Annotated in this window: 8 protein-coding genes (1 of these 8 only partly in view); 7 read left to right on the forward strand and 1 reads right to left on the reverse strand. The window is 70.8% G+C overall.

The window, feature by feature from the left end; genetic code table 11:
• Together OV427_RS49095 and OV427_RS50685 are read left to right on the forward strand one after the other, a co-directional pair.
• Positions 1 to 7,806: the final stretch of a non-ribosomal peptide synthetase gene (locus OV427_RS49095; RefSeq protein WP_267863181.1), read on the forward strand. 19,929 nt of this gene lie to the left of the window's left edge; only the last 7,806 of its 27,735 coding nucleotides appear in the window; its start codon lies beyond the left edge, outside the window; the stop codon is at positions 7,804 to 7,806.
• 198 nt (positions 7,807 to 8,004) lie between these two features.
• Complete coding sequence (locus OV427_RS50685; protein WP_324290043.1) at positions 8,005 to 9,537, forward strand: peptidoglycan-binding protein; 1,533 nt, start codon at positions 8,005 to 8,007, stop codon at positions 9,535 to 9,537.
• A gap of 337 nt (positions 9,538 to 9,874) precedes the next feature.
• Here OV427_RS50685 and OV427_RS49110 read toward each other — a convergent pair whose 3' ends face one another.
• Positions 9,875 to 11,212: a neprosin family prolyl endopeptidase gene (locus OV427_RS49110; RefSeq protein ID WP_267863182.1), complete on the reverse strand. Its 1,338-nt coding sequence runs from the start codon at positions 11,210 to 11,212 to the stop codon at positions 9,875 to 9,877.
• A gap of 178 nt (positions 11,213 to 11,390) precedes the next feature.
• Between OV427_RS49110 and OV427_RS49115 the strand changes: the two genes are divergently transcribed.
• The 5 genes from OV427_RS49115 to OV427_RS49135 all read left to right on the forward strand — a co-directional run bounded on the left by OV427_RS49115 (position 11,391) and on the right by OV427_RS49135 (position 19,065).
• Positions 11,391 to 12,338 carry a hypothetical protein gene (locus OV427_RS49115; RefSeq protein WP_267863183.1) on the forward strand — a complete coding sequence of 316 codons (948 nt, stop codon included), beginning with the start codon at positions 11,391 to 11,393 and terminating at the stop codon, positions 12,336 to 12,338.
• A gap of 280 nt (positions 12,339 to 12,618) precedes the next feature.
• On the forward strand, positions 12,619 to 16,842 hold the full coding sequence (locus OV427_RS49120) for a hypothetical protein (RefSeq protein ID WP_267863184.1): 4,224 nt from the start codon (positions 12,619 to 12,621) through the stop codon (positions 16,840 to 16,842).
• Between the two features lie 8 nt (positions 16,843 to 16,850).
• The gene (locus tag OV427_RS49125; protein WP_267863185.1) at positions 16,851 to 17,417 is read left to right on the forward strand and encodes a type II secretion system protein; all 567 of its coding nucleotides are present in this window, start codon (positions 16,851 to 16,853) and stop codon (positions 17,415 to 17,417) included.
• Complete coding sequence (locus OV427_RS49130) at positions 17,414 to 18,466, forward strand: PilW family protein (protein ID WP_267863186.1); 1,053 nt, start codon at positions 17,414 to 17,416, stop codon at positions 18,464 to 18,466. The genes OV427_RS49125 and OV427_RS49130 overlap by 4 nt, the downstream gene beginning before the upstream one ends.
• Positions 18,466 to 19,065 carry a hypothetical protein gene (locus OV427_RS49135; protein WP_267863187.1) on the forward strand — a complete coding sequence of 200 codons (600 nt, stop codon included), beginning with the start codon at positions 18,466 to 18,468 and terminating at the stop codon, positions 19,063 to 19,065. The genes OV427_RS49130 and OV427_RS49135 overlap by 1 nt, the downstream gene beginning before the upstream one ends.
• Positions 19,066 to 19,191: the final 126 nt, after the last annotated feature.

Here is a 19,191-nt window from a genome sequence, read left to right on the forward strand (position 1 = left end):
CGCATGTACCGCACCGGCGACAGGGTGCGCTGGCTGGCCGACGGCACGCTCGACTACCTGGGCCGCGCCGACTTCCAGGTGAAGCTGCGCGGCTTCCGCATCGAGCCAGGCGAAATCGAAGCCGCCCTTCGCTCCCACCCATACGTCTCCGACGCCCTGGCGCTGGTGCGCGCGGACGGGGCCACCGAGCCGCGGCTCATCGCCTATGTCGTCCCCTCTTCCGAGGAGGCCGGTGGCTCCGGGTTGGAGACCCGGGCCCTGCGCACCTGGCTGGCCCAGCAGCTGCCGGACTACATGCTGCCCTCGGCCTTCGTGGTGCTGGAGGCCCTGCCGCTGACGCCCAACGGCAAGGTGGACCGCAAGGCCCTGCCCGCGCCCGAGGCCTCGTGGAATGAACGTTCCTTCCACCCGCCCGCCACGCCGGCGGAGCAGGAGCTGGCCACCCTCTGGCGCAACCTGCTGCGCGTGGAGCGCGTGGGCCGGGATGACAGCTTCTTCGCCCTGGGCGGCCACTCCCTGCTGGCCACCCAGCTCGTCACCCGCATCCGCGCGGCCTTCGGAGTCGAGGTGCCCCTGCGCACCCTCTTCGAGGCACCCACCCTCTCGGAGCTGGCCCGGCACATCGACGCCCTCCGGGGTGAGCAGGCGCCCGTGGCTCCGCCCCTGGTGCGCGTGCACCGCACGGGTGGGCTGCCGCTGTCGTTCGCCCAGCAGCGGCTGTGGTTCATCGACCAGTTGGAGCCCGAGAGCGCCACCTACAACATGCCCGTGGCCCTGCGCCTGGAGGGAGCGCTGGACGTGGCGGCCCTGGAGCACGCCTTCCGCGCGCTCATCGAGCGCCACGAGGTGCTGCGCACCACCTTCGCGGTGGAGGACGGCGAGCCGGTGCAGCACATCCACCCGAGCCCCGGCTTCTCGCTGCCCGTCATGGACCTGGGCGCCCTGTCCACCGAGGCCCGCGAGGCCGAGGCCCGCCGCCTGGGCACGGAAGAGGCGCTGCGGCCCTTCGACCTCACCACCGGCCCGCTGCTCCGGGCCTCGCTGCTGCGCCTGGCGCCAGAGGAGCACGTGCTGCGGGTGACGATGCACCACATCGTCTCCGACGGCTGGTCCCTGGGCGTGCTCGTGCGCGAGCTGGCCGCGCTGTACTCGGCCCGGGCCATCGGCCAGGAGGCGAAGCTGCCGCCGCTGCCCGTGCAGTACGCCGACTTCGCGCAGTGGCAGCGCCAGTGGCTCCAGGGGGCGGTGCTCGACGAGCAACTCGGGTATTGGAAGCAGCAGCTCTCGGGCCTCACGACCTTGGAGCTCCCCACCGACAAGCCCCGCCCGCCCGTGCAGACCCTCCATGGCTCGCACGTGCCCGTGGCCCTGTCGCGCTCCGCGTCCGAGAAGCTCAAGGCACTCTGCCAGCAGGAGGGCGCCACGCCCTTCATGGCCTTGCTCGCGGCGTTCCAGGTGCTGCTGTCCCGCTACTCGAGCCAGGAGGACATCTCCGTCGGCTCGCCCATCGCGGGCCGCCAGCGCGAAGAGCTGGAAGGCCTCATCGGCTTCTTCGTCAACACGTTGGTGCTGCGCGCGCACGTGGAGCACGGCACGTCCTTCCTCCACCTGCTGCGCCAGGTGAAGGAGACCTCGCTGGGCGCCTTTGCCCACCAGGACGTGCCCTTCGAGCGGCTGGTGGAAGAGCTCCAGTCCACCCGCGACCTGAGCCGCAGTCCGCTCTTCCAGGTGCTCTTCGCGCTGCAGAACGCACCGGCGTCCTCGGCCCAGGGCACGGGACTGGCGCTGCGTCCGTTGGACGTGGAGAACCCCACCATCAAGTTCGAACTGGAGCTCATCCTCACGGACTCACCGGAAGGCTTCCGGGGCAGCCTGCGCTACAACACCGGGCTCTTCACGGCCGCCACGGCCGGGCGCATGGCGGAGCACTTCCGCGTGCTGCTGCAAGGCCTGCTGGACCGGCCCGAGCAGCCCCTCGAGACCGTCTCCCTGCTCACGGCCGCGGAGCGCCACCAGTTGCTGGAGGAACTCAACGACACGCGCACCATCCTCCAGCGCTCCGTCATCCCCCACCTCGTCTCGGCGCAGGTGGCCCGCACGCCGGATGCCACGGCGCTGGTCGTGGGCACCGAGCGCTTCACGTACTCGCAGCTCGATGCGCGCGCCAACCGCCTCGCGCACCATCTCCAGTCGTTGGGCGTCGGCCCCGAGGTGCGCGTCGCCATCTGCATGGAGCGCACCGCGGACCTCGTCGTCGCCCTGCTTGCCGTCCTCAAGGCCGGTGGCACCTACGTCCCCCTGGACCCGGCCTACCCGCGCGGACGTCTCGACTCCATGCTCTCCGACTCCGGCGCGCAGCTCCTCCTGTCGCACCAGGCCCTGCTCGCGTCACTTCAGCTCGACACCCAGGGCCTGCGCACCGTCTGCCTCGACGCGCTGCCCGCGTCCTTCGCCGAGCTGCCCACGTCCGCCCCGGTCTGCCACGCCGTGCCGGACAACCTCTCGCACATCATCTACACGTCCGGCTCGACGGGCCGGCCCAAGGGCGTGGCCATCTCCCACGGCAGCTCCACCGCCTTCCTCGACTGGTCGCTGCGCACCTTCACGCGCGAGCAGTTCGCCGGCACCCTGGCCGCGACGTCCATCTGCTTCGACATCTCGGTCTTCGAGATCTTCGCGCCGCTCTCGTGCGGCGGCACGGTGCTGCTGGCCGACAACGCGCTGGCACTGGCCTCGCTGCCCGCCGCTGCCGAGGTGACGCTCGTCAACACGGTGCCCTCCGCCGCCGCGGAATTGCTGCGCCTGGGCGCCATTCCGCCCACCGCCGCCACCGTCAACCTCGCGGGTGAAGCCCTGCCCGGCACGCTGGTGCGTGCCATCTACGCCACCGGCACCGTCCAGCACGTCTACAACTTCTACGGCCCCACCGAGGACACCACCTACTCCACGTACGCACGCGTCCCCGAAGGCCCCGGCGAGCCCACCATCGGCGTGCCGCTGCCGCAGACCTCCGGCTACATCCTCACGCCTGGCATGCAGCTCCAACCCGTTGGCGTGCCGGGCGAGCTGTACCTCGCGGGCGCGGGCCTCGCGCGCGGCTACCTCGGCCGGCCGGACCTCACTGCCGAGCGCTTCGTGCCGGACCCGTTCAGCCCCACGCCCGGCGCGCGCATGTACCGCGTGGGCGACCTGGTGCGCTGGAGGGCCGACGGCGAGCTCGACTTCCTGGGCCGCATCGACTTCCAGGTGAAGATTCGCGGCTTCCGCATTGAGCTGGGCGAAATCGAATCCGTCCTGCGCGGCCACCCCACCGTCAAGGGCGCGGTGGTGATGGCGCGTCAGGATGAGCCCGGCGGTGACAAGCGCCTCGTCGCGTATGTCACCCCCGCCGAGGGCCAGACGATTGAAGTGGACGCGCTGCGCCGCCACCTGCGCCAGCACGTGCCCGACTTCATGGTGCCCGCGGCCTTCGTGCCGCTGGACGCCTTCCCGCTCAATCCCAACGGCAAGGTCGACCGCAAGCTCCTCCCCGTGCCGGAGTCCGTGCGGTCCGGCCCGCAGGCGGGCTACGTCGCCTCGCGCACGCCCACCGAGGAGCTGCTGGCGGGCCTCTTCGCGCGGGTGCTGCGCGTGGAGCGGGTCGGCATCACGGACGACTTCTTCGAGCAGGGGGGCCACTCCCTGCTGGCGACCCAGCTCGTCTCCCGCGTGCGGTCCACCCTGGGCGTGGAGCTGCCCCTGCGCGCCCTCTTCGAGACGCCCACCGTTGAATCCCTCGCCGAGCGCCTCAGGGCGCCGGGAGCCTCAAGCCACGAGGCAGCGCCGGCGCTCATCCCGGCGCCGCGTCACGGGCCGCTGCCGCTGTCCTTCGCCCAGCAGCGCCTCTGGTTCATCGACCAGCTCGAGCCCGGCAGTGCCGCGTACAACCTTCCCACCGCGCTGCGGATGCGCGGGCCGGTGGATGTGGGCGCGCTGGAGAAGTCCTTCGCCTCGCTCGTCGGGCGACACGAGTCCCTTCGCACCACCTTCGCCGTCCACGACGGCGAGCCCGTCCAGCGCATCCACCCGCCCTCGGACCTCCGCTTGCCCGTGGTGGACCTGGAGGCGCAGCCCGCCGCCGAGCGCGAGGACGAGGCCCGGCGGCTGGCCCACGAGGAGGCGCTGCGCCCCTTCGACCTGGTCACCGGTCCCCTCTTCCGCGTCACGCTGCTCCGGCTCGGGGAGCAGGAGCACGTGCTGCTGGCGACGATGCACCACATCGTCTCCGACGGCTGGTCCCTGGGCGTGCTCGTCCGCGAGCTGGCCGCGCTGTACCTGGCCCGGACCACCGGCCGGGAGGCGGAGCTGCCGCCGCTGCCGGTGCAGTACGCCGACTTCGCGCAGTGGCAGCGCGGCTGGCTGCAGGGCGAGGTGCTCCAGCGCCAGCTCGGCTTCTGGAGACAGCAGCTCTCCGGAGCGGCCCCCGTGCTGGAGCTGCCTGGCGACAAGCCCCGTCCCGCCGTCCTGTCCTTCCGCGGGGCCCACCTTCCGGTGCATCTGCCCGGGGCGCTGAAGGACGCACTGCTGGCGCTCTGCCAGCGCGAGGGCGTCACCCCCTTCATGGCGCTGCTGGCGGCGTGGCAGGTGCTGCTGGCGCGCTACTCGGGGCAGGACGACGTCAGCGTCGGCGCGCCCATCGCGGGCCGCACCCGCGCGGAGACGGAGGGCCTTATCGGCTTCTTCGTCAATACCCTCGTCCTGCGCTCGCGTGTTTCACCCCAGGCCACCTTCCGCGAGCTGCTCGCCCAGGTGCGCTCCACCACCCTGGGCGCCTACGAGCATCAGGACGTGCCCTTCGAGAAGCTCGTCGAGGAGCTGCAGCCTGCGCGCAGCCTCAGCCACTCGCCCCTCTTCCAGGTCATGCTCGTGCTGCAGAACACGCCCGTGCAGACACTGGAGCTGGGGGCGAGCACGGCGGGCCTTCCGCCGCTGCGCCTGGCTCCCGTCGAGTCCGGGCTGGACTCGGTGAAGTTCGACCTCACCCTCTCGCTCACCGAGACGCCCGACGGCTTCTCCGGCTCCCTGGCCTACCGCACCGACCTGTTCGAGCAGCCCACCGTGGCCCGCATGGTCGAACACCTGCACACCCTGCTCCAGGCCGCGGTCCGCGCTCCGGAGACCCGCCTGGACGCCCTGCCGCTGATGGGGGCCGACGAGCTGAAGCGCATCCTGGTGGACTGGAACGACACGCGCCGCGAGGTGCCCTGGGTGGGCACCCTCCACGAGTGCATCGAGGCCCAGGCCGCGCGGACTCCTGACGCCCTGGCCGTCCTCGACGACTCCACCCAACTGTCCTTCGCCGAGTTCAACCGCCGCGCCAACCGGCTCGCCCATGCCCTGCGCCGGCGCGGCGCCGGACCCGAGGTGCGCGTCGGCCTGTGCCTGGAGCGTGGCGTGGACATGGTGGTCGCCGTGCTGGGCATCCTCAAGGCCGGCGCCGCCTACGTCCCCATGGACCCGGCCTACCCGCGCGAGCGCCTGAGCTTCATGCTCCAGGACTGCGGCGCCCCGCTCGTCCTCACCCAGCAGCACCTGGCCGGCCTGCTCGAGGGCTCCGGCGTGGAGCCGCTCTTCCTCGACAGCCCCCACATGGCTGAAGCGCTCGCCCGCGAGTCCGAGGCCAACCCACCCCACGTGAGCGCCCCGCAACACCTGGCCTACGTCATCTACACCTCGGGCTCCACCGGCCGGCCCAAGGGCGTCATGGTGCAGCACGCCTCCATCATGAACATGCGTGCGGCCATCGACTTCATCGTGCACGCGCGCGCCGAGGGCCCGCTGCGCGCCAGCCTGAATGCGCCGCTGGCCTTCGACTCCTCCGTCCAGCAATTGGTGCAGCTGGCGGACGGCTACGCCCTGTGCGTGGTGCCGCAGGCGGCGCGCGAGGACGTGGCGCTGATGAAGGCCTGGCTGGAGAAGCACCAGGTGGACCTGCTGGACTGCTCGCCCTCGCACCTGCGGCTGCTGCTGGACGAGGGCCTGGGCGACTCGCGGCTCGTGCGCGTGCTGCCCGGTGGCGAGGCGATAGATGAGGCGCTCTGGACGAGGCTGGCCACGCACCCCAACCTCATCCCCTTCAACGTCTACGGGCCCACCGAGTACACCTGCAACGCCGCCGCGCGGCCCATTACCGCCGACACGCGCCGGCCCACGCTGGGACGGCCGCTGGCCAACATGCAGGCGTACGTGCTGGACGAGCGGCTGAGGCCGGTGCCCGTGGGCGTGCCCGGCGAGCTGTGCATGGGCGGTGCGGGCCTGGCGCGCGGCTACCTGGGCCGCCCGGAGCTGACCGCCGAGAAGTTCGTCCCCAATCCCTTTTCCTCGGAGCCTGGAGCGCGCCTGTACCGCACCGGCGACAAGGTGCGCTGGCTGGCCAACGGGGAGCTGGAGTTCCTGGGCCGCATCGACTTCCAGGTGAAGCTGCGCGGCCTGCGCATTGAGCTGGGTGAAATCGAGGCCGCGCTGGAAGAGGTGCCGGAGGTCCGCCGTGCCGTGGTGCTGGCACGCGAGGACGTGCCCGGAAACAAGCGGCTGGTGGCCTACGTCGTCACGGACGAGGCGAGGCGCGTGGAACCGGCCTCGCTGCGCGCCACACTCCTGAAGAAGCTGCCCGAGTACATGGTGCCCTCCGCCTTCGTCACCCTGGAGGCCCTGCCCCTCAACATCCACGGCAAGGTGGACCGCAAGGCCCTGCCCGCGCCGGACCTGGCCCCCGCGAGCCAGTACGTCGCACCCCGCACGCCCATGGAGGAAACGCTCGCCGCGCTGTGGGCCGAGGTGCTGGGTCTGCCGCGCGTGGGCGCCGAGGACGACTTCTTCGCGCTGGGGGGCCACTCCCTCATGGCCGCGCGACTGGTCTCCCGGCTCCAGCGGGAGCTGCACCGGCGCGTGCCGCTGGCCACCCTCTTCGCGCACCCCACCCTCGCGGCCCTGGCCCGTGCCCTGGACGACGCCCAACCGGAGCCCACCGCGTCAGCCTCCAACCTGGTGCCCCTCAAGGCGGGACAGGAGCGTGGCCGACCGCTGTTCCTCATCCATGGCGGTGGCGGCGGCGTGGACGCCTACGCCAGCCTGGCCCGCCTGCTCCCCGCGGACCGGGCCGTCTACGCCCTCCGAGCACCCGGACTGGACGGTGGCGCGCCGCCGCCCGCGTCCGTCGAGGCGCTGGCCGAGCACTACCTCCCCCAGCTTCGCGCAGTGCAGCCCCGGGGCCCGTACCTGCTGGGAGGCTGGTCCTTCGGCGGGCTCGTGGCCTACGAGCTGGCCCGCCGGTTCCAGGCGGAGGGCGACACGGTGGAGCTGCTGGTGATGCTCGACACCCACGCTCCCGGGCCGCGCATCGGGCCGAAGCCCGGAGCCCTGAACGAGCTGGCCACCTTCGGCCGGCTCCTCGACCTGCCCTGGCAGTCCCTGCGGTTGGACACGGCGAAGCTGGAGCAGCTCGAGGGCCGGGAGCGGCTGGCCTGGCTGCTGGAGCAGCTCCAGCACCTGCCCGAGGCCGCGCCCGAGCTGGACCTGGATGAGACCGAGCGCCTCTTCCGCGTCTTCCAGCAACTCAGCGAGGCCCAGCGGACCTACGTCCCGGCCCCCTACGCCGGCCGTGCCGTGCTCCTCAAGGCGGCCGACAGTGCGGGGGACCTCGGCTGGAGCACCTGGCTGTCCACGGAGCCACGGGTGCTCGAGGTGCCCGGAGACCACTTCACGATGCTCGAGACGCCGAACCTCGTGTCCGTGGCGGAGCAGCTCGCGGCGCTCCTCCGGGAGTAGACCGCAGGCCTCAGGTTCGATTCCTGTCGGGTCATCGCCCTGCTTCCCAAGGCCTTGGAAGCAGGGCGTTTTTCTGTCCAGACCCCGGTCCTGAAGACTTTATCGGCAACTCGGTGCGCACCTCTCCCGACAATGGGAAATCCCCGCTTGGCGTGCGCCCCCCGTTCGAGAGCGTCGCTCTGATCCGAAGGAACCGACATGGCCATTGACTCGACCAGCCGCTCCACGACTCGCGTCTCCACTCCGCCGCGGACGAGCGCGCTTGTCGCGCCGACCTCGACGTCGTCCGGGCGGGGCACCACTCCGACGAACAACCGGGTGGGCACCTCCGGGGTGAGCTCGTTCGAGGGGACGAGCCGGACGGACCCCAATGCCATCCTGGGCCGCTACAACCCGACGGGCGCCTCGGACCGGACCGCGCGCCAGGACGGCATCCGGCAGGGAGGCCCTGCCGCCTCGCGCCAGATGGCGATGACCGACCTGCCGCGGCTGCAGCAGTACAAGGCGGACATTGAATCGGTGGCGCAGGAGTACGGCTTCCCGCCGGCTTTGCTGGCCGCGATCATCAGCCGCGAGAGCCGCGGTGGCCAGGCGCTGGACGCCAACGGGCGCGGCGACAACGGCAATGGCTACGGCCTGATGCAGGTGGACCGGCGCACCGCGGCGGGCGTCGGCGGTCCCCGCAGCCGCGAGAACATCGCGCAGGGCGCTGGAATCCTCCGGGACAAGCTCAACCAGGTGAAGCGCGACCACCCCAACTGGACCCCCGAGCAGCAGCTGCGCGGCGCGGTGGCCGCCTACAACGTGGGCGCCGGCAACGTGCGGACCATCGAGGGGATGGACCGGGGCACCACCGGCGACGACTACTCCAGCGACGTGTGGGCCCGCGCGCAGGCGCTGGCGCCGCACTTCGGTGGCGCGCCGACCGGCGGCACGGAGAACCGGCCCGAGATCAACCCGGACCGTCCCGCCCCCGAGCGGAACCGGACGACGACCCCCTCCACGCGCGTGGCCAGCTTGAAGCAGGGCGCGGAGAGCCCGCAGGTCGGCTCGCTCCAGCGGCAGCTCAAGGCGGCCGGCGTCAACCCGGGCCCCATCGACAACAAGTTCGGCCCGAAGACCGAGGCGGCGGTGCGCCGGTTCCAGCAGGAGCACGGCCTGAAGGTGGACGGCATCGTGGGGCCGCGGACCCGGGCGGCGCTCGAGGCGAGCAGCGCTCCGGGCCAGCGTCCGACGACCACCGGCGGCGGCCGGCCCACCACCGGCACCACCGGCACCACCCCCAACCGGCCCACCACCGGCACCGGCGTCAATGGCACCGCGCGGCTCAACAACTATCCCGCCGGCAAGGGCATGGCCACCGGCACCGTCACGGTGAACGGCAACACGTACCAGTTCAACTCCGGCTCGCGCAGTCTCTTCTCGGTTCCGCAGGGCGAGTTCCGGGTGACGGCGCATCGCAACAGCCGCTCCGACGCGGGCTTCACGCGGGATGGCGTCGGCTTCAGCTTCCGGCTCGAGGATCCTCGCCGCCCGGGCTCCGACAAGTTCTATGACTCTCGCGCGGGTCGCGACCGTGAGGCGCTGCGCATCCACCCGGACGGTGGCGCGACCGGCACCGCGGGCTGCATCGGCATCGTCGGTGATGCGGCGACGTTGCGCCGGTTCCGCGACGACATGAACGCGGAGCTCCGCCGCAACGGCGGCTCGTACACGCTGCGCGTGCAGTAACGAGCACGAAGAGGCCGGAGCGGGTGCGCCCCCTCGTGGGGCGGCCCCGCCTCACGCAGGCGTCCCGCCCGGCGCCCGGCGTCTGGCCAGGTGGCGTCCTGGGCGAGCAGCGGCGAAAACTCCGGCCGCTGCTGCTCCAGGCCCACCCGCGGCGCCATCGACCCGGATTCGTCGCCCGAGACGTGGCGGCCTGCGCGCGGTAGCTCAAATCTCTCCGAGCAACCCAACGGGCCCCTGCCCTCAGTTGGGGCCCCATCGGATATAGCCGGCGGTGGTCACGCCATGGCTGTTCGCGAACGTCGTCTGTGCGCTGGCTTCCCCCGCGGGTTGTCTTCGCTCAGCGGCAGCCCTCGGCCGCCTTGCCAGGTCCGCCGTAGAAGAACCGGTTCTTCGTGCGCGAGGTGCTGCTGAAGGTGGGCTCGCTCACGGAGTAGCACCTGGCATCGGTGGCGACCGGCTTGGTGCTGGCGTCCCACCACCAGTAGGTGGTCGGGGCCCAGAAGTAGGTGAGGTTTCGGAAGTAGGCGGCATGGCTCCAGCCCTCGGACGCGAAGCGGCCGCTGCCCATCTGCGTCGCCGTGGCCTCGGGCGCGGAGGAGTCGTAGACCTCGCCGTACCAGGTGAGCTTGTCGGCGTTGTTCCGGATGCCCTGCGTCGAGAAGAGGAAGCCCTCGTTCTTGCAGGTGGAGGTCGTGTCGTTGTCCTTGCAGCGTGGGTAGTAGCCGATCCACTCGCCCAGGACCCGCACCCACCAGTTGCCCTGGTGCAGGCGCACCTCGATGTCCATGACGTACTGTGCCTTCCCCTGGGCGCTCATGCCGATGAGCTTCGCGCCGGGCACGATCTTGGTGCTGACCTGCCGCCAGCCGTCGCACAACTGGTTGTAGCCCCCCTCCCAGTCTCCGTCCTCGGAGCCGTTGGTCCGGAAGTAGGTGAAGAGGTGGGGCTGCTTGTCACCATTGAGGGACTCGAGCTCGATCTTTCCCACCTCGATGGCCTGAATGGGACTGCCCCGCATGACGGCGACCTGCGCGATGGACGTCTCATTGTCCACGGGCCCGGAGGTGTCCCAGAGGTTGACGATGGCCGCGCTGCCGAAGAAGGGGCCGCCCGTCTTGTTCCAGTTGCCGTAGTAGCGGTCATTCGAGGCGGGGGAAGGCTCGGGGAGGCGCTCGAAGACGTCCTCCGGGTTCTCGGGGGGCTCGGTCTCCAGGCGCAGGTAGTTCTCCACGTCGAAGCGGACGACGGGCACGGTGCCCTCAGGGCCTTGCGCCCACGGCTGGAGCTGGAGCTCCGTCTGCACGGGCGCGTCCTTGTCCTCGGGCCCCGGCGTCTCGGGCAGCGGCCTCGTGCCCTCGGGCATCTTTTCGTCGGCGGGCGGAGGCATCTCCGGCACGTCGCGCGGGGCGGGCACCCAGTCGATGACCTGTCCCGAGTCCGTCTTCGTTGTGGCCACGATGTTCAGCCGGGCGAGGCGCGCGCGGAAGAACTCGCGGATGCGCTCGCGGCGCAGCTCCAGTTCCTTCTCGGTGAGCGGGGCCGTGGTGCGCCCGGTCCGGTCCGTGGAGGGCTCGGCCACGGTGGCCTCGGAGGCGGGCGCCTCCTGCGAGCCGCAGCCAGACAGAAACAGGTAGAGGAGGGTGACGCCCCGCAGGGCGGAGGACTTCCTGAGCATGGCGCTTCCTGGGACGGATGTGATTGGGACCTGCCTCCCTCCAACGCGCGCGGCTTCAGTTCTTCCCGGCGCCGAGGAGATCGCCGATGGCAACCACGGGTAGGACTCCACGAGTTGGACGAGGGTGCCCTGGCTCGCTCGTCATTGGAGGTATGGTCGCCGTTGAAGGAGAAACTCCATGGCCTCGCCGTCCAGCACGCCGATTCACCTCGCGATCCACGCTGTCCGCCTCAACGCCAACAACCTGCTGCAGGACCCCAACGTGATGGGTGTTGCGGTCGGCAAGAAGCTCTCCGGCGGAAAAGACACCGGAGACCTCGCGGTGACCATCTTCGTCGCGCGCAAGCTGGGGCGCGGCGCGCTGCCCTCGAGCGCCCTGCTACCCTCGAAGCTGCTGATCTCCGGCAACGAGGTTCCCACCGACATCGTCGAGGCGAGCGGTCCGTTCTACCAACACGCGAACGTCTCCAGCGCCCTTCCGGCGAGGCCCGGCACCAGCATCGGCGAGGTCAGCGTCACCGCCGGCACCTTCGGCGCGGTGGTCTATGACAACAAGAGCGGTGCTCCGCTCATCCTGTCGAACAGCCACGTGCTCGCCAACAACAACCAGGCGCCTCTGGGTTCGCCCATCGTCCTACCAGCGCCCTATGACGGTGGCGTGGCACCGAGCAACACCATCGCAAAGCTGTCGAGGTTCATCCCCCTCATCCCCCAGGCCCAGGGCACGAACACGGTGGACGCGGCGGTGGCCAGCCCACTGGACGCCTCCAGCATCGACAACACGCCTCTCAACGGTGTGCCGGGGCCTGGCAAGAACAACCCCGCGGTCGGCCTGCTGTGGGGCGGTGACGGCGTCACCCTCAGCTTCTATTCGCCCATCGACACGGTGCTCGCCCTGCTCGATGTGCGCTTCGCGAGCGCGGACTCCACCCTGGCGCCAGCCATCGGCCAGCAGGTACAGAAGACGGGGCGCACCACGGAGAAGACCACGGGGAAGATCACCCACGTGAACGCCACGCTCAGGGTTTCCATCATCGGCATCGGGATCGCCCTCTTCACCAATCAGTTCATCACCACGCTCATGTCGCAGGGAGGCGACAGTGGCGCGGTCGCCATCGCCGTGTAACGCGGGGAGGCGCTCGACCTCTCCCTCTTCGAGCGGCTGATGCGCATCAAGGCTGAAGCAGGTAGCCGCGGCTGGCGAACCCACCACCCACGTGGTGGGGGACGTCAGAACGATGGCGCACATGCCAGCGGAGGGTTTCGAGGGTTTCGCCCCTCCGGGTCGCGCGATTCGACATGTCGTCATGTGGCCATTTTCGCGGTTGGGGGGTCTTCCTTGGCCCACCAAAGGTCCGCCGGGCCCCTCCCCTCCCCGGGCACCTTCGCAAAGCCAGGAGAGTGGAATGCGCTCGCGTTGGTCGATTCCGAGTCCCAGAGAGCTGACGCGACTCTTGCTGTTCGCGGGCCTGTGGCTCTTCGCGGGCGAGGCGAGCGCCCAGAGTGACATCGTCACGTTCAGCCGCGGCTCGCTCATCATCCCCGAGCAGGCCTCCTTCCAGACGGGCTGTGGCAGCATCTCCGCGTACGGGCTGGTGTGGCGCCTCCTCCAGTCCAACGAGCCGGGCGGCTACAACGAGAGCCACCCCGTCACCGTCTACTGGGTCATCAACAACTCGAAGAGCTCGCCCAACCGCTGTGTCCCCACCAACCGGCACACGTCGCCCAGCCCCAACAACGGGAGCTGGAACGACCCACGGTGGAACGACGGCTGCGACCTCGTCATCCGCAACGACACCCAGCAGCCTGTAGTGCCCGTCAATGCCGCCGTCGCGCCCGGAGCGGGCGGCATGTATCCGACAGGCAATCTCCCCAACTACACCACCAGTGCGGCCAACGTACGGCCGGCCTTCAACAGCATCACGCTCAATGACACGGTGACGCCGCGCTTCACCACCATCCAGTACATGGGCGGGCCGTTCGTCATCGACGCGGCGGACGCGCCGAACGTGCTCGGCTTCCTGCGCAGCGCCACGGACCCGGCCATCTCCCAGTACAGGAACAGCTGCACCTGCAACACCTTCCCCACCGCCGGCTGCCGCTTCGTGCAGATGCACCAGGCCACCGTCCAGTTCACCGCGCCGGTGTCCAAGCGCATCAACAAGCTGCCGCCCAAGATTGCCCTGCTGGACATGGGCACGGGCGTCTCCGCGGGCATCCTCGACGACTACCTCACCAATGCGGGGCTCAACTTCACCGGCGCCGCGGGGTGCCCGGCGGGGACCTTCTCCGGCTGCGGCACCAACGGCGGCCAGCCGGGAAAAATCTACGACCGCTTCCACGCCAACGCGGACCTCATCAGCACGGCCGCGCACCCCCACGGCCTCCTCAACACCGCGGATGCGCGCGGGCGGCCGCTCTACCGCGTCTTCTGGGCACCGCACTGGGTGTCCAACGATTCCTCCTTCTCGCAGTACGTCGCCAACGGGGATGGCTCTGCGAACCAGAAGGCCAACGCGCTGAACAACATCGCCTACTATGCCAACCGCAAGGGCACCGGCCTGTTCGCCGAGTGCGCCAGCCTGGAGAGCTACGAGGGCTCCTACGAGGGCGGCGCCCTGCGAGTGGCCCAGGCCACCCCGGCCACGGCCTTCCACTACACCCGCAACATCGACACCAACGGACTGTCCAGCGGCAACGACTGGGACGGCCGCAACTGCACGGACCCGGACTACCTGGCGCTGCCGACGCCCCGACCCCAGTGCGTCATCTACCCGAACCCAGCGGACCCGTTTTCGCAACTGGGTGACTTCCGCTACAACAGCACCGGCGGGCACGTGCACAACTACCGGCCCAACCCGTCCCCTGTTTCCACCTACCAGCCCGGCCTGAAGCGGCTGGCGGTGTCCTGGCGCAACTACCAGAGCGGGGACTTCCCGGCGAACGCCAGCGCCCACAACGACAACAACTGGGACTTCTTCACACTGCGCCTCAAGGACAACGACACCAACAAGGCCACCATCGTCTACCTCGCCGGCCACAGCTACACCGACACGGTTCCGGGCAACCGCATCGTCCTCAACACGCTGATGAACCTGGGCGCGGACCCGGTGGGCCAGGAGCGCGCGCTGTCGGCGCCGGTGGCGTACGACGACCCGAACGGCACGGACACCAACGGCACCCGCGCGCTGGTGCTGGCCCCCACCTTCGAGGCGGTGACGGGCTACCCGCCGGGTGTGGACCTCTATGTCCACGCCATGGGCTCGCAGTGGGTGTTCCCCTACGTCCCGGGGCACCTGCGGACCCACTCGCTCATCGGCGGCACCGCGCTGGCCGCGGGCGCCAGCGCCCTGGACGCCGCCACCCTGTGGGACGCCGACGAGCGCATGCCCCTGCCGGCCCAGCGCAACCTCTTCACCTACTTCGGCGGCCGCTTCGTGTCTCCCGCACCGCTGGGGCCGGCAGCCCGCGTGCGCAACGACGTCCTCCAGGTGGGCTGGGTGCCGGAGAAGGTCGCCGGCACCACGCTCAACGGGAACTTCCTCGTCGCGCCCAACCCCGGCTGCGTGGACGTGCTGAAGATGGGGCGCGGGCTGGCACGCGACGGCACCTACCGGTTCGACCTGGTGGAGGGCGCCGACGGCGTCTGTGATCTGCAGGAGGCCATGCAGTACACCGCGCTCAACCCCGGCAGTGACTTCGGTGTCAGCGAGCTCGCCAACAACCTGGCCCGGCTGCTGACGGACCTGCCCGCCTTGCAGCAGATGCTCCAGCGCGTGCGCGGCCACTGCTTCGCCACCACCACGCGGCTGGACGGCAGTGGCGCTCCCATCCTCGAGCCCTCCGACCTGCAGTGCAACAACGCGGACGCGGACAACCGCGCCCACCTGGGCGGACTGGTGCACTCGAGCCCCGCCGTCATCCCGCCCAGCCCCAACATCCAGGACAACGGCGCCCCGCGCCCCACGGTGGCGTACGTGGGCGGATTCGACGGCCAGCTCCATGCCCTCTACGTCTCCGGCGGCGCGGGCTACACCGGGCCGCGGGGCGGGCGCACCTCCCACAACACCGGCGCCTCCACGAAGTTCTCCGTCGACTGGGCGCAGCGCTTCGCGAGCAACTCCAGCCTGCCGCAGCCTGGCACGGAGCTGTGGTCCTTCCTGCCTGCCACGCAGTTGCCATGGCTCAAGAGCAACAGCGCGCGGGTGGACTCGACGCCGGTGGTGCAGGACGTCTTCGCCGACTTCACCGGCAACGGCCTGCGCGAGTGGCGCACCGTGCTGGTGGCATCGGTGGGCCCCGCCGGGAGGGACCTCTTCGCGATGGACATCACCCACCCGCTGAAGCCGGTGCTGCTGTGGCACCTGGTGGGCAGCGTGGCCCGGGCCGGTGGCCATCCCCCGTACTCGGTGGTGGCGCGGGCCGACACATCCATCGGAGGCACGGACGTCTCCGCGAAGTGGCGCCAGCCGGACGCGCTCTTCCTGGAGCGCCCCGCGACGGACCCCGGACGCCTGCCTTCCGGCCTCTATGACTACTCGGACCTGGGCGGCGCGAGCGGCCTGTCCATCGGGCAGCTCCGGCGCGGGCTGGAGCCCGTGTACGCGGTGTTCGCCGCCACCAACGCGTCGGGCGAGAATGGCGTGTCGCGAGGCCTGGAGGTCTTCTCCATCGACGTGGCCACCGGGCAGAAGCTCTGGCAGTGGGAGCAGCCCTACACGCAGGCCTGGGCGGACAACACCGTGCCGCCCGTCGTGTCGGTGCTCCCCGGCCGGGAAGGCGTGTCCCGGCTGCTGGTGGGCGACATGGAGGGGCGCCTCTGGGAGCTGGACGCCGGCTCCGGCATGAACGCCAACGTGCTCCGCGACGTGCCGGGCTGCCCCCGCTCCACGCCCTGCGCGCTCGCCGCGTTCGACACGCGCTCCACCGCCGGCGAGCCCCAGCCGCTCACCACCAACGTCTCGGTGGCGCGCCTGCCCCAGACCCCCACCGGGGCGCTGGCGTCGTATGGCGGCACGCTGGTGGCGCTGGTGGGCACGGCGGGGGCGGACTGGGTGAGCGGCACGGTGCCCGGCAGGCTGCACGTGCTGCTGCTCGACGAGCGCTACCGCAAGCCGGTGCGCGCGGACGGCCTGCACCTCGATGGGACGGCCTGGCCACAGAACAACGCGCTGAGCTCGGCGCGGCTGGAGGGGCTCCTCCAGGAGCCTGCGCCCTTCCCGGTGACGTTCACCGCGGGCTCGCATCTGCACGGCACGATTACGGTGGCGGGCCGCACCGCCTTCTTCCAGACGGCGACCGGCCCGGTGAATGACCCCATGTCGCTCAGCGGGCGAAGCTCGGGCGCCACGTACTCCATGGACCTTGGCGACGTGTCGGCGGTCTCGCCCGCCACGCAGTTGGGCGCCACCAGCTACGCCAACTTCGGCGGCGTCACCGTGTACCACCGCGACACCGGCACGAGCTCGAAGGACTTCATCGTGGGGCAGGAGGTGTCCCGCATCACCAACACCGTCCTCAACAACACCGGCACGAAGGGCGCCGCCAGCCCGGACCCGACGCAGTCGGTGAGCACCAACCCGGGCCTGATGTACCGGTTGCTCAACTGGATGCAGCGCCACCTGAGGTGAGGCCCCCCATGCGACGAAACCATGCCCCGGGCTTCACGCTCATCGAGTCGATGATTTCGCTGGCCGTGCTGGCGCTCGCGATGGCCGGCACGCTGGCCGGCCTGCTCCACGCCTCCTCGGAGCTGCGCGAGGGCGAACTGCTCCAGGCAAGGAAGGCGCTGCTGGACGCCAGCACGCAGCGGCTGTGGCTGGCGGACAAGGCGCTCGTCGCCGCGCGCGCGGTGGTTCGGCCCGCCGCCGCGCCCACCACGCTGGCCATTGGCGCCGCGCCCTGGACGGTGGACACGTCCGCGCCCGTCACCGGGGACCCGGGCACCGGGGCGTACTTCCAGGTGCTACCCACCGGCCAGATCAGCCATGTGCCGGGCATCCCCCTGGGAACGTCCTGTACCGATACCCGCCTTCGCAGGGGCACCTACTGCCGCGAGGTGCTGGTCACCGAGGGCACGCCCTACGCACTGAGCGCGGGGCAGGTGCCCGCGGGCGTGCGGGCCTACACCGTCTGGCTGCGTATCAGCCGTCTGGGCGAGCCCCTCGAGCGCGCGGTGGTGCACACGGAGGTGGTCATCCCATGAGACGCTGGCACGCACGTGGGTTCTCCCTCATCGAGCTCATCGTCGCGATGGCGGTGATGCTGGTGGCGATAGCGGCCGTCTCGTACCTGCTCATCGCCACCCTCCGCATGAAGCACAACACGGAGAACGCCATCGAGAGCAACGACGCGGCCCGGCTGGCGCTGGAGCCCCTCGTGAAGGACCTGCGGCTGGCGGGCATGGGCGCCTCCGGGGGCCTCTGGCTCAACCAGGGCGGTATTCCCACCCAGGTCAACGCGGTGTTCGGTCTGGACGGCGCCGCGGCGGCAACGACCTTCGAGCGTGACGACCTGTGGCTCGTGCTCCCGGACCCGCAGGCCCTGCGGGAGAGCTGTGTCGACCGTGGAGCCTCCACGTCGGTGGTCAGCGCCGGCGTGGGCGCGCTGTCGGTGACGTGTACGACCAGCCTGCGGGACACGGACCTGTTGATGGTGAGCAACATGACGTCGGCGGCGTTGCTGACGGGCCTCACCCTCACGCCCGCGCAGCAGACGACTCCGGGGAGCATCGACTACGCCGAGTCCACCCTGTCGGGCTTCTCCAACGCACCGGGGCGGGGCGGCTTCCAGGTGGGGGACTTCGTCTTTCCGGTGACGCTCGTGCACTACTACATCGACGTGGACCCGGCCTCGTCGCGGCCCGCGCTCTACCGGGCCCAGGGTCGGCTGGCGCCGGACGCGCGGGGGCGGCCCTTCTCGGACGTGGCCGGCTCCGAGCGGATGGTGCAGCTCGACATCGAGGACCTGCAGGTGGCCTACGGCTTCGACGCGGTGGGCAGCGGGCGGCCGGAAGGCTACGCGTTCCAGCACGGCCTGGGCCCGGCGTGGCTTCCCGGAATGCGCTCGCTGCGCGTCAGCATCGTGGGCCGGGGCCCTCAGGTCCAGCGCGACGCGCGGGACGTCGTGGTGTCGGGCCTGAGGCCGGTGAGCATCGAGAACCATGACCCGGCCGGCGCGCCCGAGGACGGCTTCCGCCGAAGCCAGTACACGCGCCGGGTGGAGCTGCCCAACATGGCAGCGGGAGTCCTGTGATGGGCGCGGGTCGGAAGTCTCGTGGCAGCGCGCTGCTGACCACCGTTGCCTTCACGATGCTCATCCTCGTGGCAGCCCTGGCGCTGCTCACCTATGCGAACCAGAGCCGGCGCCGGGCCATCAACAACACGCGCTCCATCGACAGACAGGCGTGCACGGAGGCGGGGCTCCAGCTCGCGCGCGCGTACTTCGGCCGGAACTTCACCCTCTGGAACACCTACCTGGACACGCCCGCGTCCTACAACCCGGTGGCATCGAGCTGGAACACGGTCCCCGCGGCCCCCACCACCCCCGCGCTGAGGGGCAGCCGGCCCGAGCTGTTCTCCGACCTGGACGGCGACGGCGCGAGCGACGTGTACATCTACATCCGCGACAACGAGGACGAACGCTTCCCGGCAACCATCAACTGGCGGCGGGACAACGACCACACCGTCATCGTGGGCGCGGTCTGCATCTCGAGGACGCTGGTTCCCCGGTTGGGTGGGGCCCCCGACCCGGACTCGCTCAGCACGGAGGGGCTGCTCAGCTACAACGACCCGGCCTCGGGCTACCGCTCCCAGGGCTACGGCGGCGCCTCCGGTACCGGGAACCTGAACTGAGCTGCCGAACGCCAGGCGTCCTCTACGCCTCCAGGCGGGCAACCCCGCGAGGCCAGGCACTCCACCAGGCGTCCCATGCTCCCTCCGCCCGGAGGCCCTGCCACGGAGGGCGCCCCGGGCCGTCGT

The organism is Pyxidicoccus sp. MSG2 (genome assembly GCF_026626705.1).
Taxonomy (GTDB): Bacteria; Myxococcota; Myxococcia; order Myxococcales; family Myxococcaceae; genus Myxococcus.

Coding starts and splice junctions, on each gene's coding strand:
- OV427_RS49125 (WP_267863185.1), top strand. CDS start 16,851: ATGCGACGAAACCATGCCCCGGGCTTCACGCTCATCGAGTCGATGATT.
- OV427_RS49135 (WP_267863187.1), top strand. CDS start 18,466: ATGGGCGCGGGTCGGAAGTCTCGTGGCAGCGCGCTGCTGACCACCGTT.
- OV427_RS49115 (WP_267863183.1), top strand. CDS start 11,391: ATGGCCTCGCCGTCCAGCACGCCGATTCACCTCGCGATCCACGCTGTC.
- OV427_RS49120 (WP_267863184.1), top strand. CDS start 12,619: ATGCGCTCGCGTTGGTCGATTCCGAGTCCCAGAGAGCTGACGCGACTC.
- OV427_RS49110 (WP_267863182.1), bottom strand. CDS start 11,212: ATGCTCAGGAAGTCCTCCGCCCTGCGGGGCGTCACCCTCCTCTACCTG.
- OV427_RS50685 (WP_324290043.1), top strand. CDS start 8,005: ATGGCCATTGACTCGACCAGCCGCTCCACGACTCGCGTCTCCACTCCG.
- OV427_RS49130 (WP_267863186.1), top strand. CDS start 17,414: ATGAGACGCTGGCACGCACGTGGGTTCTCCCTCATCGAGCTCATCGTC.